Consider the following 15,607-nt stretch of genomic DNA (forward strand, 5'->3'; position numbering starts at 1 on the left):
TCCATCAGATACTAAGAAAAATCAAAGCCTAAACCACTTTTTCACTAGTGATTCAAACTTTGATTTTTTTATAGTATTCTATCTCATTCCCATTTGGGCGAGTTTGGTCTGGTATTTATTTTGATCGACTAGAAGACCTTGCCCACCATAGACATCATAAGCGTCTACCCAGTCACCAAGTTCGGGAACAGTTAATCTTTCGATACCATTCTGAGCGCCTTCTATGACAGATAAACCATTGGTCAACAAGAAGCTATATGGTAGATTTGTTGAAGTCATCGCAAAGACTTTTCCAAGTGCCTCAGATCCTGTAAAGAGTTTGGTTGGATCTTTGATCTGCTCAAGAACAGCTGACATCACTTGTTGCTGACGTTTGGTACGGCCATAGTCTCCCTCATCATCATCACGGAAGCGAGCATAGTTCAGCAAGGTGGAGCCATTCATCTGCTGTTTTCCAACTTTGATAGTTTGAGTTGGGGACTCTGTCTCTGTTGCATGAAGGTCATCTCCAACTGTGGCTTCTGTCAAAGGTTGACCATTCAATGTTGAGAATTGAGCATCAATCGTTACTCCGTCAGGGAAGAGGGTATCAATAGCTGTCGCAAAGGCTTGGAAGTCAACTAGGGCATAGTACTTAATATCCAAGTCAAAGTTGTCTTTTAGAACCTTGCGGACCATTTCTGCCCCTTTGTGCCCTTCTTGTTCCCCAAGTTCATAGGCAACATTTAGTTTGTTATCCGTCTGTTTCTGTCCATTTACAATCTTACTGTACCCGTCGATATAAACTAAGTTGTCACGCATAAAGCTGACTAGTTTAATCTTCTTATCCGATCCACTGACATTCAGTACCATGATTGTGTCAGTACGGGTCTCCGCACTATTTTGACCGATACGGCCATCTGTCCCCAAGACTAGGATATTCACACCATCTTTGGTATCCTGACCGTTAAAGACCTCTACTTGAGCTGCCTTGGCGTCAGCTGGTTTATTTGTTGGATTGGCTGCTGACTGGAACCCTCGAAGAAACATAAAAATCATACCTACAACTACACATGTAATCAACAGCAAGAACCAAGTCAGTATTCGTTTGAAGCGAATTCTTCTCTTTTTCTTTTTGACTTTAGGTTGAGGAGCTACCTTTTCACGTTTCTTAGACCGGCTTCTACTGCCATAAGTCGGAAGATCAATATCTCTACCCCAAGTTTCTTCTTTTTCTTCTTGGTGGAAATGGTGAACTTCAGACTTGGGACCTGCCATTTTCTGTTGCAGATAATCAAATTCCCTCCGTTCACGGTCGTTGAGGTAATGAATATTTTTGAAGAGATAGTCATAACGTAACTGCTCGTGATGACTTAAAGGATTTTCTTTGCTCATTGACTCTCCTTTTCTATATCAGTTATGGTAAAAATCGGGTAGGTTCCCAGTATCTTGTGCTGGATTCCAATAGCTTCTAGTTCTTGTCTGGCAAAATGAACCAGTTCTTTATCACTATAGTCTACATCGATAATGAAAAAGTATTCTCCCAAGGCTGTTTTAAGGGGGCGACTTTCAATCTTTGTTAAGTCAATCTCTCTCCAAGCAAAAGTCGAAAGTGCCTTGTAAAGAGCACCAGGTAGGTTGTCTGGTAAGGTCAAGGCCAAACTCATTTTTTCAGCTTGTGAGTTCAAAGGAATCTTCGGTATCTCTGCCCCTAACACCCAAAAACGTGTGAAATTGGCTTCCATCTCCTGAATATCCTCGGCAATTAATTCCAAGCCATATTCTTCAGCTGAACTTTTAGGAGCAATGGCTGCATAAGGCTGATCTGGATGTTCCGAAATAAAGCGAGCTGCATAGGCGGTACTGGCTGTTATCTCAATTTTAGCCTCTGGATAGTGTTTGTCGATGAATTTCTTTCCTTGAGCCAGAGCCTGAGGATGGGAAAAAATCTTCTCAATTTTTGACTGACCTGGAACCACCATCAGCTGCTGGTGAATGGGTTGAACAATTTCTGCAACTGCTTGGATGCGAGCCTGGTGAAAAAGGTAATCCAAGCTTTCATGGACACTACCTTCAATGGAGTTTTCAACTGGTACAACAGAATAGTCCACCAAACCTTGCTCATAGGCCTTGATAACATCTGTGATATTGGAAAAAGCCTGCAATTCCTCTGTGGGAAAGGCTGTCTGCACAACATGATGCGAAAAAGATCCCTTGGGACCTAGATAAGCAATTTTCATCTCAGTTCCTCTATAATTTCCTCTGGGCTTAACTTGGTCACATCCAAAACCCGACTGGCTACTTCCTCATACCAAGCTTGTCTTTCATGGAAAATAGCTGCTAGTTCTTCCTTACTATTATTTAGAAACAGCGGGCGCTGATGGTCCTTATCAGCTGCGATACGTTGGTAGAGGGTTTCAAAATCTGCTTTTAGGTAGATGTTATCAGGATTGGTTTTGAGCAAGTCACGATTTCTTCGAGAAATGACAACCCCTCCGCCAGTTGACACAACTCGGTCCGTTTTTAGTAAGTCAGCTAGGACTTCTGACTCTACTTGACGAAAGGTATCTTCTCCCTTTTCAGTGAAAAAATTCGCAATGGACATGCCCAAACGTTCCTCGATTAAGGCATCCATATCGATGTAGTCTGGATCCAAGCCTCTAGCGATTGTAGACTTGCCAGCCCCCATAAATCCGAGTAATACCTTAGCCATGAATCAAAGTCTCCAAATCATCAAAGAAGCTAGGATAGCTGGTATTGATGGCTTCAGCACGATCAAGTTCCACTTCTCCATCAGCAACCAAGAGAGCTGCGATGGCTGTCATCATTCCGATTCGATGGTCACCAAACGTATTAACTCTAGCGCCATGAAGGATTGATTTTCCTTTGATAATCATCCCATCTGCTGTAGGAGTGATATCCGCCCCCATGCTATTTAAAGCATCTGCCACCACCTGAATGCGGTCTGTTTCCTTGACCTTGAGTTCCTCAGCATCCTTAATGACCGTTACACCTTGTGCTTGTGTCGCGAGAAGAGCAATAATAGGCAATTCATCAATCAAACGTGGAATCAAGGCTCCACCTATCTCCGTTCCTTTCAGGTCTGAAGACTCGACAGTCAGGGTTGCTGATTTAGCAACTGGGTCAATTTCAGTTATTTCCAATCTTCCTCCCATGGATCGAATGACATCAATAATACCAGTACGCGTTTCATTGATGCCCACATTCTGCAGCACCACACGAGAGTTTGGAACAATCAAACCAGCGACCAACCAAAAGGCTGCACTGGAAATATCTCCTGGAACAACTACCTTTTGTCCAATCAGTTTTTGCGGTCCTTGAACTGTGATTTTCTTGCCATCCACACTTAAATGGCCACCAAATTGCTGTAGCATATCTTCGGTGTGGTTACGAGTACATTCTTTCTCGATAATCACGGACTCCCCCTGAGCCTGCAAGGCTGCAAATATCAAGGCAGACTTGACTTGCGCAGAGGCGATTGGCAACTCATAGTGAATCGGTTTTAAATTTTTCGTTCCTTTTAAGCAAAGAGGAGGCAGGTCTCGCTCTGTTTGCCCCGAAATGCTGACACCCATTTTTTTCAATGGAATCGTCACACGGTCCATAGGACGTTTAGAAAGACTGTCGTCTCCGAACATCTCTACTTCGAAGTCTGCACCAGCAAGGACACCTGAGATCAGGCGAATCGAGGTTCCAGAATTTCCCATATCAAGAGCATTTTGCGGAGCTTTTAAGCCATCCATGCCTACACCTTGAATGGTAATCACACCGTCTGTATCCTCAATTTCAACACCAAGGTCACGAAAAACCTGCATGGTTGAAAGTACATCCTCTCCACGCAGAATATCATAAACTTTAGTTTCGCCCTCAGCCAAACTTCCAAAAATAATCGAACGATGGCTGATAGACTTGTCACCTGGAACCCGGATACTGCCATGTAAGTGGCGAATGTTTGTTTTTAGTTTCATAGTTGACCTCATACTTGCAATACTTTTTCTTATTTTATCACAAAAAAGCCAGAAATTCCTGAAATTTCTGGCTTTTATACAGATAAAATACTATTTCAATAATTCTGAAACAGGTTCAAAGACAATTTTCTCAATGTCCGAAAGGTAAATGGACAATTGTTGCTGTTTGGCAAAGAAATCTGACAAAAGAGCGTTCTCTTGGATTTGCTTACTGAAAGACTGCATCTTTTCTTGGAAAGAGGCGTCTGGCATTTGTCCCGTTTGCGCCATGACTTGGATTTCTTGTTGGAAAGCAAGGTAGTCTGCAAAAATCTTGCTAGCTTGTTCATCAGCTTGGATGGCATCTTTTGCTACCTTGACCGCCTTGTATTCTGGTAATTCGCGTAGACCGCGACTGAGTTCATTTGCAGTATCGTAAATATTTGACATGATTTCTCCTTATTTGATGACGACTGTGTAGTCGGTATTTTCTGTTATTAGGTGCTCGGCTCGTTCTAAATCTTGAGCATTTTTAAATGAAATTTGTAGAATCCCGTGAACATCCTCACGGTTTTCCTCATTGATGTGGATATTAACCAAAGAAGTTCCACGAAGTAATTCCAAAATCCGCAAGATAACATCTTCCTCGTCGGGAACATCAACATAGAGGTCATAAGAACTGTCCACGCCTCCACGTTTATGGATTTCCATGGCCTGACGTTGCTCACGCGCTTGGTTGAAAAAGTTCCAAATCTGCTCTTCTTCCCCCTTGCTAATAGCCTGACCAATCCCATCTAAGCGTTCCTTGAAATCCTCAATCCGCTCTAGGATGGTCTCGCGATTGGACAAAAGAATAGAAGTCCACATACCTGGTTCACTCTCTGCAATTCGAGTCATATCTCGAAAACCACCAGCCGCAAAGCGCCTTGTCATCTCATGTTCTTGAGCATAGATAGCTGTTTGCTCCATGAGACCTGATGCCAAGATATGTGGAAAATGACTAATCTGTGAAGTCACTCGATCGTGCTCCTTGGCATCAATTTCAATGAAACGAGCATGTAAACCAGAAAGTAGGTCCTTCATTTCTGAAAGGGTTTCTGGAGTGGTCAAGCTAGATGGAGTAAAGATATAGTAGGCATTTTCAAAGAGATTGACATCCGCAGAGGCAGCTCCTGTCTTGTGGCTACCAGCCATAGGATGAGCCCCGACAAAACGAATTGACTTGCCAGCCAAGTATTCCTCAGCAACTTCCACAATGGCTGACTTGGTTGAGCCCGCGTCCGAGATAATGACGCCTTCTTTCAAGTTCAAACCTGCCAACTCCTGAATAAAAGCAATGGTCTGCTTGATTGGCAAGGTCAAGATGATGATATCTGCCAAAGGAGCAAAACTGGCAAAATCATCCGTCGCACGGTCAATCATACCTTCTTTCAAGGCAATATCTCTAGAAGCCTGACTGCGATTATAACCTAGAATTTCATAATCAGGATGATCACGCTTGATACCTAGGGCCATAGAAGCTCCAATCAATCCAAGACCTGCTATATAGACTGTTTTTGCCATAGGAACTCCTTAATAGTTCTTTGTATACTCACGGTGTTTGGCTACCGCTTCCTTTAATTCCTCTAGGTTGTCCGATGAGAATTTTTCAAGAATTTCCTGCGCCAGAACCGTTGCCACAACAGCTTCCATGACCACACCTGCTGCTGGAAGAGCGGTCGGATCACTTCTTTCCACAGTTGCCTTGTAAGGTTCGTGAGTCTCGATATCCACACTCATAAGTGGTTTATAAAGAGTGGGAATGGGTTTCATGACACCTCGAACAACGATGGGTTGCCCGTTGGTCATACCACCTTCGAAACCACCTAGATTATTGGTACGACGAGTATATCCGTCTTCTTTAGACCAGAGAATTTCATCCATAACTTGGCTGCCTTTTCGGTAACCAGCTTCAAAGCCGAGACCAAATTCCACCCCTTTAAAGGCATTGATAGAAACAACTGCTTGGGCCAATCGCGCATCTAATTTTCTGTCCCATTGGACATAGGAACCAAGACCAACTGGTACGCCTCCGACGACTGTCTCCACAACCCCACCAATGGTATCACCGTCACGTTTGATTTTGTCAATATAGTCCTTGATTTCTTGCTCCCGTTCTTGGTTGACAATAGAAACTTCAGACCGGGCAGCTCGTTCTTTAATCTCCGCAACTGTCAGATTTTCAGGTACATCGATTTCCTTGCCACCAAAGACCACGACATGGTTGGCAATCTCCATATCTAGCTCAGCCAAAAGTCGTTTGGCTACTGCTCCAACTGCTACTCGCATGGTTGTTTCACGAGCTGATGAACGTTCTAAAGAATTTCGCAAATCGTCAAAACGGTACTTGATACCCCCAACCAAATCGGCATGACCTGGACGAGGATGAGTGATTTTCCGCTTGCTTTTAAGGCGGTCTTCAATGTCCTCTGCAGACATGATATCCAGCCATTTTTGGTGGTCCTTATTGATGACATCCATGGTAATAGGAGCCCCTGTCGTCTTCCCGTGACGAACACCAGAAGTAAAGATAACCTGATCACTCTCAATTTTCATACGGCCACCACGACCGTAGCCACCCTGACGGCGTTTAAGGTCCCCATTAATATCCTCAGCTGTCAAAGGAAGTCCCGCTGGAATTCCTTCAATAATAGCCGTCAGACGGGGTCCGTGTGATTCTCCCGCAGTTAAATATCTCATAGGCTCTCCTTATTTTACCAAGTAGTCTTTCATCTCTTCCAGAGAAACTGGATGAATGGTTGCCGAACCAAGCTCTGGCACCAAGACCAATTTCAAAGTATTGCCACGCGCTTTTTTATCATGAGTCAAAGCCTGATAAAGCTTGTCAACATCCCAGTTTTCATAGTCAACAGGCAAGCCAAATTTCTGACACATATCTGTAATGGACTGAGTTATGCCAGCTGGCATAAGGCCTTTTTCCTCAGCAACCTTTGAAATCTGCACCATTCCCATGGCCACAGCCTCGCCATGCATGACTTTTCCATAACCAGCCGTCGCTTCAATGGCATGACCAATAGTGTGCCCAAAGTTGAGGTAAAGCCGAACACCGTTATCCAACTCATCTTCGACCACCATCTTGCGCTTCACCTGACAAGAATGTTCAATCAAGGTCTCTGCATGTTCCAAAATGCTCTCTACAGAACCATCCAGCTCCGTCAAGAGAGCCCAAAGTTCTGGGTCCTCAATCAAGCCGTACTTGATAACCTCACCCATCCCTTCAATCAACTCTCTTTTTCCGAGTGTTTCAAGGACCAGCGGGTCAATCAGAACCCCATCTGGTTGTGCAAAAGTTCCCACCATATTTTTAGCAAAAGGAGTATTGACACCCGTCTTTCCACCGATAGAAGAATCAACCTGGGCAGTCAAACTAGTCGGAATCTGAACAAAGTGAATCCCCCGCATATAGGTAGAGGCTACGAAACCAGCCAGGTCCCCAACGACACCACCACCAAGAGCCACAATCCCATCGCTACGAGTCAGACCTTGCTTGACTAAAAATTCATAGACTTTCTGAACAGTCGTTAAATTTTTTCGTTCTTCGCCTTCTAAAAAGTCAAAAACAGCTACCTGAAAACCAGCATCTTCTAGGCTGAGTTTAACCTTCTCTGCATAGAGAGAAGCTACATGGTTATCGGTTACAATGACCACTTTTTGAGGTTGCCAGAGTTCTCGCAACCATTGACCAGCCTGAGCTAGACAACCTTTTTCAATCTGAATATCATAAGGATGATGCGGAATATCGATTCTGATTTTCATAGGAGGGTCTCCTTTTCACTATTTATATTTTTCTGTTAAGGACTGCCAAATCTCGTCTGTCGGCATTTCTTTACCTGTCCACAGTTGAAAAGCTTCAGCAGCTTGATAGAGCAACATTCCTAGACCATTGACAGCTGGATTGCCCTGACTTCTAGCCCATTTCAAAAATGGCGTCTCAAAGGGTTGGTAAATAATATCTGCCACCAATAGAGTTTCTGGTAAGACTATGCTTTCAGGAACTGGGGATGATTTGCCATCCATTCCCACACTAGTCGCATTGACGAGCAGGTCCGACTTGGCAATCCTTGATTGCAGTTCAGAAACATCTTCTAAAGCATACAAGTGCACTTTAAATCCTGTTTGGTCCTGCAACTTGTCTAGGTAAGGTCTTGTTTTTTCCATGGAAACTGAACGAACAAAGACTGAAATCTGACTGACTCCATCCAAAATAGCTTGCGCTAAAATGGATTTGGCCGCACCACCTGCGCCCAGAATGGTCATTTTCTTATCCGAGATTGTAAAAGAAGGCAAGCTCTTAAAAAATCCCTTGCCATCTGTATTATATCCAATTAAAGTGCTATTATGATTGACAACTGTGTTGACTGCCCCAATCAAACGAGCTTCATCACTCAACTCATCCAGATAAGGAATCACTTGCTCCTTGTAAGGCATAGACAGGTTGATGCCAAACATCTGGTAACGTCGAATATTAGCAACTGTTTCTGCCAAATCACCCGCTTCAATCTCCCAAGCTACATAGGCACCATTGGTATCTGTCGCCTCAAAGGCCCTATTGTGGATGAAGGGTGAAATAGAGTGTTTGATGGGATTGGCAACAACTGCAGCTAAACGTGTATAGCCATCAAGCTTCATCCAAAATCTCCCTGATTTTCTTCATGTTTGATAGCGAAATCTGACCTGGGGCACTCGCTTCATCCAGACTAGCAAATGACCAACTCGAACCCGTCACATCTGAAGTGATACGGGATACCTTGCCCATTTTCCCCATGGAAATGGTCACGTACTCTTGCTCAGGGTTGAGTGTTTTGAATCCTCGAGTGTAATTCATCAGGTCTAAAACATCCTGCTCCGTATGGGCCATAACTGATACCTTGACCACTTTCGGAGAGAGACTGGTCAACTCAGACAAAATTTCCATCATGTTTTCAGGTGTCTCCTGGAAATTATGATAGCTCAATACGAGATTTGGAAAATCCAACATTTCCTCAAAAACGTCTTTGTAGCTGAAATACTCAAAATCTACATAATCCGGCTGATAAAGCTGAGTAACTTCCTTAATGATTTGAACATACTCTTCTGAGGAAAGTTCGATTTCTCCTCCCTCAGCGCGGGTCCGAAGGGTAAAGACAAGTTCGCGTCCTGCAAATTTCTCAAAGATAGCGGGTGCTACCTGTAAAATAGCGTCCTTTGTAAGAAAGTCCGCACGCCACTCAATGATATCGGCATCTTCATACCTAGTGGCATCCAGTTCTTGCGCTTCTTCTAAACTTCTTGGCATTACTGAAACGATTAATTTCATCTACTAACCTTCATACTAATCACCTTGAGGTAATTACTGCTTTCATCTTTTTTATTATAGGCAAAGTCTGCTGGAAGTCCGTATTGGTTCAAGACCTGATACCTTCTTCCTGCAAAACCTTTATCAATTTGTTCTGTAAATTTCTGGCGGGAAACATTGGCAGCATTGGTACTGGCAATGATAATGCCTCCCGGATTTAAAATCTCTAGACTCTGGGAAATCAACTTGTGATAGTCCTTAGCTACAGAGAATGTTTGTTTTTTATTGCGGGCAAAGCTTGGTGGATCAAGAACAATCACATCATAGGTCAAGCCTTTTCTCTTGGCATACTTGAAGTACTCAAAGACATCCATGACTATAAAACGATGATTGTCCATGCTGAGTCCATTTGCCTGAAAATGAGCTTCTGACAGCTCTCTAGACCGTTTGGCCAAGTCGACAGAAGTCGTCTCACTCGCACCTCCCATAGCTGCAGCAACTGAAAAGGCCGCCGTATAGGAAAACATATTGAGCAAGGATTTGCCCATGGCTAGACCGTCAACCAGACTCCCACGAACCTCATGCTGGTCTAGGAAAATCCCGGTCATCAAGCCATCATTCATAAAGACTTGATAGAGCACGCCATTCTCAAGAACAGTAAAATAATCTGGCGCTTCCTCACCATAAACATAGGCAGACTCGTAGTCTAGACCTTTAAAACGAATCTTTTCATAAGCCCCCAAGACCTCAGGAAAAACTTCCTTAAAAGCCTTTACGATCAGCTCACGAATCTGGTAAACAAAGGAGTTGTACCAAGAAAAGACAGCATAATCTCCATAGAGATCAATAGTCAGACCACCAAAACCATCCCCCTCTTGGTTAAAAAGGCGAAAGGTAGTAGTCAAGTCATCTTGATAATAAGGCTTTCTAGCTTCCTTAGCCTTACGAAACAGGATTTCAAAAAAAGCTTGATTGAAACGAACTTTTTCCTTGCTGACCAACCAGCCAATGCCCTTGTTCTGCTGAGAAAGATAGGCACTCCCTAAAAACTTCCCGTCTTGACTAAGAACTTCTACTGCCTGATCCGTCAGTTCAATATCTGTTAAATCACTCGCTTCCAAAAGAACTAGACCCTTAGCTAGCTTTTTTTCAACGCGTCTGCTGACCCTAATTCCATTCATAGCTACTATTATAGCAAATTTTGTGACAATTCTCAAAAAAGAAACCGTTTAACCAGTTGTACTTTAGTTTACTGAGTGTCATTTTGGTTCAAATAAGTTTATTCCATTTACTTTTCCACCAAAACATCCTTTCCCTTATAATGGAAAGAGAGATTTTATTCGCTAAAAATAGACAAAAACAGAAATGAGTATAGAATCTTGCGCAAACGTTTGCCTAGTTCTAAACTTTATGGTAGAATAAAACACAACATTGACAAGTAAGAGGAAAAATCATGCAAAATCAGACACTTATGCAATACTTTGAATGGTATTTGCCTCACGACGGCCAACACTGGGCTCGACTGACAAATGACGCAGAACACTTAGCAAACCTTGGTATCAGCCATGTCTGGATGCCACCTGCCTTCAAGGCGACTAACGAAAAAGATGTCGGCTATGGTGTTTACGATCTTTTTGACCTAGGCGAATTTCACCAAAAAGGGACTGTCCGTACCAAGTATGGGTTTAAAGAAGACTATCTTCAAGCCATTCAAGCCCTAAAGGCACAGGGAATTCAACCTATGGCCGATGTGGTGCTCAATCACAAGGCTGCTGCCGATCACATGGAAGCCTTTCTGGTTATTGAAGTGGATCCTGAGGATCGTACCGTTCAACTAAGCGAGCCCTTTACTATCAATGGCTGGACTCACTTCACCTTCGATGGTCGCCAAGACACCTACAATGACTTCCACTGGCACTGGTACCACTTCACAGGTACGGACTACGATGCAAAGCGCCGTAAATCTGGTATTTACCTGATCCAGGGGGACAATAAAGGTTGGGCAAATGAGGAATTGGTCGATAACGAAAACGGTAACTACGACTACCTCATGTATGCCGACCTAGACTTTAAGCATCCTGAAGTCATCCTAAACATCTATGACTGGGCTGACTGGTTCATGGAAACGACTGGAGTGGCAGGTTTCCGCTTGGATGCCGTTAAGCACATCGACTCCTTCTTTATGGGCAATTTCATCCGTGATATGAAGGAAAAATACGGTCAAGATTTCTATGTTTTTGGGGAATTTTGGAACCCAGACAAGGAAGCCAATCTAGACTATCTCGAGAAAATAGAAGAACGTTTTGACCTTGTCGATGTTCGCCTCCACCAAAACCTCTTTGAAGCTGGCCATGCTGGAGCAAGCTACGACCTTCGTAACATTTTCACAGATAGCTTGGTTGAACTCAAGCCTGACAAGGCTGTAACCTTTGTCGACAACCACGATACCCAACGTGGTCAGGCTCTTGAGTCTACCGTTGAAGAATGGTTCAAACCAGCAGCTTATGCCCTCATTCTATTACGCCAAAATGGCCTTCCATGTGTCTTTTACGGCGACTATTACGGTATTTCAGGGCAATTTGCTCAACAAGATTTCAAAGAAGTTCTTGACCGTCTCCTAGCCATCCGAAAAGATTTAGCCTATGGAGAGCAAACAGACTACTTTGACGATGCCAACTGTATCGGATGGGTCCGTTCAGGTGCTGAACATCAATCTCCAATCGCTGTCCTTATCTCCAATGACCAAGAAAACAGCAAATCTATGTTTGTCGGCCAAGAATGGGCTGAGCAGACCTTTGTTGACCTCCTTGAAAATCATCCAGCACAAGTTACAATCAATGCTGAAGGTTATGGAGAATTTCCAGTAGCAGCGGGTTCAGTCAGTGTCTGGGCAGAAAAATAAACCTATCAGGTACAAGTCAAATCCAACCGGATTTGGCTTTTTTGTGTATGCAAAAAGATCTACCCAAGTGGATAGATCCTAAATGTTTTCTTATAATTTACCTGCTACTGCATCCAAGAGTTCTTGGATTTTCGCTTGGTTGCTTCCTCCTGCCATGGCCATGTCTGGTTTACCACCACCACGTCCATCAACGATTGGAGCCAATTCTTTGACAAGGTTTCCTGCATGCACATCTTTAGTCTTGCTTGCTACGAGGACATTGACTTTGTCACCAATAGCGGCAACTAGAACAAGCACATCAGAGTAGTCTTTTTGTTTCCAGTTATCCGCAAAGGTACGAAGGGCACTTGCATCTGATACAGAAACTTGGCTTGCAATGTAACGGTGTCCGTTGACTTCCTTCACATCCTTAAAGACATCACCTGCCGCTGCAGCTGCTGCTTTTTCCTTCAATTCTGCATTTTCTTTTTGCAATTGACGGAGTTGCTCTTGAAGGCCTTCAACCTTGTGAGGTACTTCCTTGAGTTGAGGTGCTTTAAGAGTTGATGCAACAGCTTTAAGAGCGTCTTCTTGTTCACGGTAGGCTTCAAAGGCTTCTTTACCAGTCACTGCCAAGATACGACGAGTTCCTGAACCAATCCCTTCTTCTTTGACAATCTTGAAGAGGCCAATTTCAGAAGTGTTGCCAACGTGGGTACCACCACAGAGTTCCACAGAGTAGTCACCGATAGTCACAACACGGACTTCTTTACCGTATTTCTCACCAAAGAGGGCCATAGCTCCCATTTCTTTAGCCGTATCAATATCTGTTTCAATAGTCTCTACTGCAATTGCTTCCCAGATTTTCTCATTGACTTGCTGTTCAATGGCGCGCAACTCTTCAGGAGTTACGGCTTGGAAGTGAGTGAAGTCAAAGCGTAGGAATTCTACTTCGTTCAGAGATCCTGCTTGAGTTGCATGGTGGCCAAGGATATTGTGAAGAGCCGCATGGAGCAAGTGAGTCGCTGTGTGGTTTTTCATGACACGGTGACGGCGATTAGTATCGATTGCCAAGGTATATTCTTGATTCAAAGCAAGTGGTGCAAGAACTTCGACAGTATGAAGAGCTTGTCCGTTTGGTGCTTTTTGCACGTCCGTTACAGTCGCTACAAGGTTCCCTGCTGCATCCAAGATTTGACCATGGTCAGCAACCTGTCCACCCATTTCAGCGTAGAATGGAGTCTCTGCAAAGATGAGAGAGGCAGTTCCTTCTGAAACAGCTTCTACTTCAGCATTGTCCGCTACGATAGCCACCAACTTAGAAGGCAATTGGCTGGCATTGTAGTTGAAGACACTTTCCACTGTAATGTTTTGAAGGGTTTCATTTTGCATTCCCATTGAGCCACCTTTGACAGCTGACGCACGCGCACGTTCTTGCTGCTCTTTCATGGCTGCTTCAAAACCTTCACGGTCGACAGTCATCCCAGCTTCTTCAGCGATTTCTTCTGTCAATTCAACTGGGAATCCGTATGTATCGTAGAGTTTGAAGACATCTTGCCCCGCAATAACGTTTTGGCCTTTCGCTTTCAAATCAGCTACAATGGTTTCTGCAAAGTGTTGACCTGAGTGAAGAGTACGGGCAAATGACTCTTCCTCGCTCTTCACGATTTTCTCGATAAAGTCACGTTTTTCAAGCACTTCTGGGTAGTAGCTTTCCATGATTTTTCCAACCGTTGGAACCAGTTTGTAAAGGAAAGGCTCGTTGATACCCAATTTTTGACCGTGCATAGAAGCACGACGGAGCAAACGACGAAGAACATAACCACGACCTTCATTTCCAGGAAGGGCACCATCACCGATGGCAAATGAAAGAGAACGGATATGGTCAGCAATGACCTTAAAGCTCATGTTGTCGCCATCTTGGTCATAAACCTTACCAGACAATTTCTCAACTTCACGAATGATTGGCATGAAGAGGTCCGTTTCAAAGTTTGTCTTAGCCCCTTGGATGACTGCCACCAAACGCTCCAAACCAGCGCCCGTATCAATGTTCTTATGCGGTAATTCCTTGTACTCGCTACGAGGAACAGCTGGATCAGCGTTGAATTGTGACAAAACGATGTTCCAGATTTCGATGTAACGATCGTTTTCGATATCTTCTGCAAGGAGACGAATTCCAATATTTTCTGGGTCAAAGGCTTCTCCACGGTCAAAGAAGATTTCTGTATCTGGTCCAGAAGGTCCAGCACCGATTTCCCAGAAGTTGTCTTCGATTGGGATCAAGTGGCTTGGGTCCACTCCTACTTCAATCCAGCGGTTATAAGAATCCTTATCGTCTGGATAGTAGGTCATATAAAGTTTTTCAGCTGGGAAATCAAACCATTCTGGGCTTGTCAAGAGCTCATAAGCCCAAGTGATGGCTTCATCACGGAAATAATCACCAATAGAGAAGTTCCCCAACATTTCAAACATAGTATGGTGGCGCGCAGTCTTCCCTACGTTTTCAATATCGTTAGTACGGATAGCTTTTTGCGCATTGGTAATACGTGGATTTTCAGGGATAATGGTTCCGTCAAAGTATTTCTTAAGGGTTGCTACCCCAGAGTTAATCCACAAAAGAGTTGGGTCATTTACAGGAACCAAGCTGACTGATGGTTCGACAGAGTGGCCTTTACTTGCCCAGAAATCAAGCCACATTTGGCGAACTTGAGCACTAGATAGTTGTTTCATAATATCTCCTTATTTACTTGTTTAATTTGATTGGCTTTCCAGCATTTCCACATAGTCAATCGCGACACAGAGGGAAATGACCAGGTCTGCATAAGAATCCTCCAGAACCGTTACGGTATAGGTAGAGGTCAGATGGAAAAGTTCCTTCTTAATTTCTGCAATCAGCTGATCGCGATCATCTAGCAATTTGAAATTTAAATCCCAGATATTGCCCTCGATACGAAGCCCGAGATCATCAAACTCATACTTATCTCGAAAGAAAGTCAACTTCTTACGAATGACGAAATTGGAACCGTTTCGTAACTGGATAGTAAAGCGAGGAAGCAAAGTGAAAAATTCTTTACTAATCTCACTGACTTGCTCACCATAGGCGTCATAGATGGTAAAGGTCTTAGGAATTTGGAAGAAAGAGCCCTCTACCTGATAATTTACTACTCCTCTATCATCTTTAATATCGAAGCGTTCGCCTCCAAGACGAAACTTTTGTTTCACGAGAAATGTCTTCATAAACACCTCCAAAAATCAAAAGACAAGTCCATATCACGAAGGGCGAAAAACCGCGGTACCACCTTCATTCAATGAACTTGTCATTCTCTTATTCTTATGCAATTGTCTGATTGAGTAGCATGACTTCCTACCTTAGATGGCTCGCAGCACCGCCATTTCTCTGGACTAAGTTGATTGAAAATCAATTCTCAACTTTATTATTATATC

General features: G+C 43.6%; 14 protein-coding genes. 1 reads left to right on the top strand and 13 read right to left on the bottom strand.

Going from position 1 to position 15,607, the window contains the following annotated elements:
• Nucleotides 1–78: 78 nt before the first annotated feature.
• The 11 genes from HMPREF1115_RS05940 to HMPREF1115_RS05990 form a co-directional block, all read right to left on the bottom strand.
• Nucleotides 79–1,374 carry an LCP family protein gene (locus tag HMPREF1115_RS05940; RefSeq protein ID WP_000032320.1) on the bottom strand — a complete coding sequence of 432 codons (1,296 nt, stop codon included), beginning with the start codon at nucleotides 1,372–1,374 and terminating at the stop codon, nucleotides 79–81.
• Nucleotides 1,371–2,219, bottom strand: a complete 849-nt coding sequence (pheA, locus tag HMPREF1115_RS05945) for a prephenate dehydratase (protein WP_000686447.1) — start codon at nucleotides 2,217–2,219, stop codon at nucleotides 1,371–1,373. The genes HMPREF1115_RS05940 and pheA overlap by 4 nt, the downstream gene beginning before the upstream one ends.
• Nucleotides 2,216–2,692: a shikimate kinase gene (locus HMPREF1115_RS05950; RefSeq protein WP_001151362.1), complete on the bottom strand. Its 477-nt coding sequence runs from the start codon at nucleotides 2,690–2,692 to the stop codon at nucleotides 2,216–2,218. Before HMPREF1115_RS05950 ends, pheA begins: the two co-directional genes overlap by 4 nt.
• Complete coding sequence (aroA, locus tag HMPREF1115_RS05955; RefSeq protein ID WP_000769895.1) at nucleotides 2,685–3,968, bottom strand: 3-phosphoshikimate 1-carboxyvinyltransferase; 1,284 nt, start codon at nucleotides 3,966–3,968, stop codon at nucleotides 2,685–2,687. Before aroA ends, HMPREF1115_RS05950 begins: the two co-directional genes overlap by 8 nt.
• Nucleotides 3,969–4,058: 90 nt before the next feature.
• A complete protein-coding gene (locus tag HMPREF1115_RS05960) occupies nucleotides 4,059–4,397 on the bottom strand; it encodes a YlbF/YmcA family competence regulator (RefSeq protein ID WP_000065998.1) in 339 nt (112 codons plus the stop codon).
• Between the two features lie 9 nt (nucleotides 4,398–4,406).
• The gene (locus tag HMPREF1115_RS05965; RefSeq protein ID WP_001140855.1) at nucleotides 4,407–5,510 is read right to left on the bottom strand and encodes a prephenate dehydrogenase; all 1,104 of its coding nucleotides are present in this window, start codon (nucleotides 5,508–5,510) and stop codon (nucleotides 4,407–4,409) included.
• A gap of 9 nt (nucleotides 5,511–5,519) precedes the next feature.
• Nucleotides 5,520–6,686, bottom strand: a complete 1,167-nt coding sequence (gene aroC, locus HMPREF1115_RS05970; protein ID WP_001269875.1) for a chorismate synthase — start codon at nucleotides 6,684–6,686, stop codon at nucleotides 5,520–5,522.
• A 9-nt stretch (nucleotides 6,687–6,695) separates the two neighbouring features.
• Nucleotides 6,696–7,763 carry a 3-dehydroquinate synthase gene (gene aroB / locus HMPREF1115_RS05975; protein WP_000702133.1) on the bottom strand — a complete coding sequence of 356 codons (1,068 nt, stop codon included), beginning with the start codon at nucleotides 7,761–7,763 and terminating at the stop codon, nucleotides 6,696–6,698.
• A gap of 18 nt (nucleotides 7,764–7,781) precedes the next feature.
• Nucleotides 7,782–8,636, bottom strand: a complete 855-nt coding sequence (locus tag HMPREF1115_RS05980) for a shikimate dehydrogenase (RefSeq protein WP_000762498.1) — start codon at nucleotides 8,634–8,636, stop codon at nucleotides 7,782–7,784.
• Complete coding sequence (aroD, locus tag HMPREF1115_RS05985; protein ID WP_000767778.1) at nucleotides 8,626–9,303, bottom strand: type I 3-dehydroquinate dehydratase; 678 nt, start codon at nucleotides 9,301–9,303, stop codon at nucleotides 8,626–8,628. The genes HMPREF1115_RS05980 and aroD overlap by 11 nt, the downstream gene beginning before the upstream one ends.
• Nucleotides 9,300–10,463, bottom strand: coding sequence for a class I SAM-dependent rRNA methyltransferase (locus tag HMPREF1115_RS05990; protein WP_001013407.1), 1,164 nt, complete (start codon nucleotides 10,461–10,463; stop codon nucleotides 9,300–9,302). Before HMPREF1115_RS05990 ends, aroD begins: the two co-directional genes overlap by 4 nt.
• Nucleotides 10,464–10,735: 272 nt before the next feature.
• On the opposite strand from HMPREF1115_RS05990, the gene HMPREF1115_RS05995 reads away from it, so the two are divergent.
• Nucleotides 10,736–12,184: an alpha-amylase gene (locus tag HMPREF1115_RS05995; RefSeq protein ID WP_001181027.1), complete on the top strand. Its 1,449-nt coding sequence runs from the start codon at nucleotides 10,736–10,738 to the stop codon at nucleotides 12,182–12,184.
• A 90-nt stretch (nucleotides 12,185–12,274) separates the two neighbouring features.
• Here HMPREF1115_RS05995 and alaS read toward each other — a convergent pair whose 3' ends face one another.
• Complete coding sequence (gene alaS, locus HMPREF1115_RS06000; RefSeq protein ID WP_000811709.1) at nucleotides 12,275–14,893, bottom strand: alanine--tRNA ligase; 2,619 nt, start codon at nucleotides 14,891–14,893, stop codon at nucleotides 12,275–12,277.
• A gap of 21 nt (nucleotides 14,894–14,914) precedes the next feature.
• Entirely contained in the window at nucleotides 14,915–15,400 is a 486-nt protein-coding gene (locus tag HMPREF1115_RS06005) for an LURP-one-related/scramblase family protein (protein ID WP_000847081.1), read from the bottom strand.
• Nucleotides 15,401–15,607: the final 207 nt, after the last annotated feature.

The sequence above is a fragment of the Streptococcus oralis SK610 genome (assembly GCF_000257455.1).
Lineage (GTDB): Bacteria > Bacillota > Bacilli > Lactobacillales > Streptococcaceae > Streptococcus > Streptococcus oralis_CB.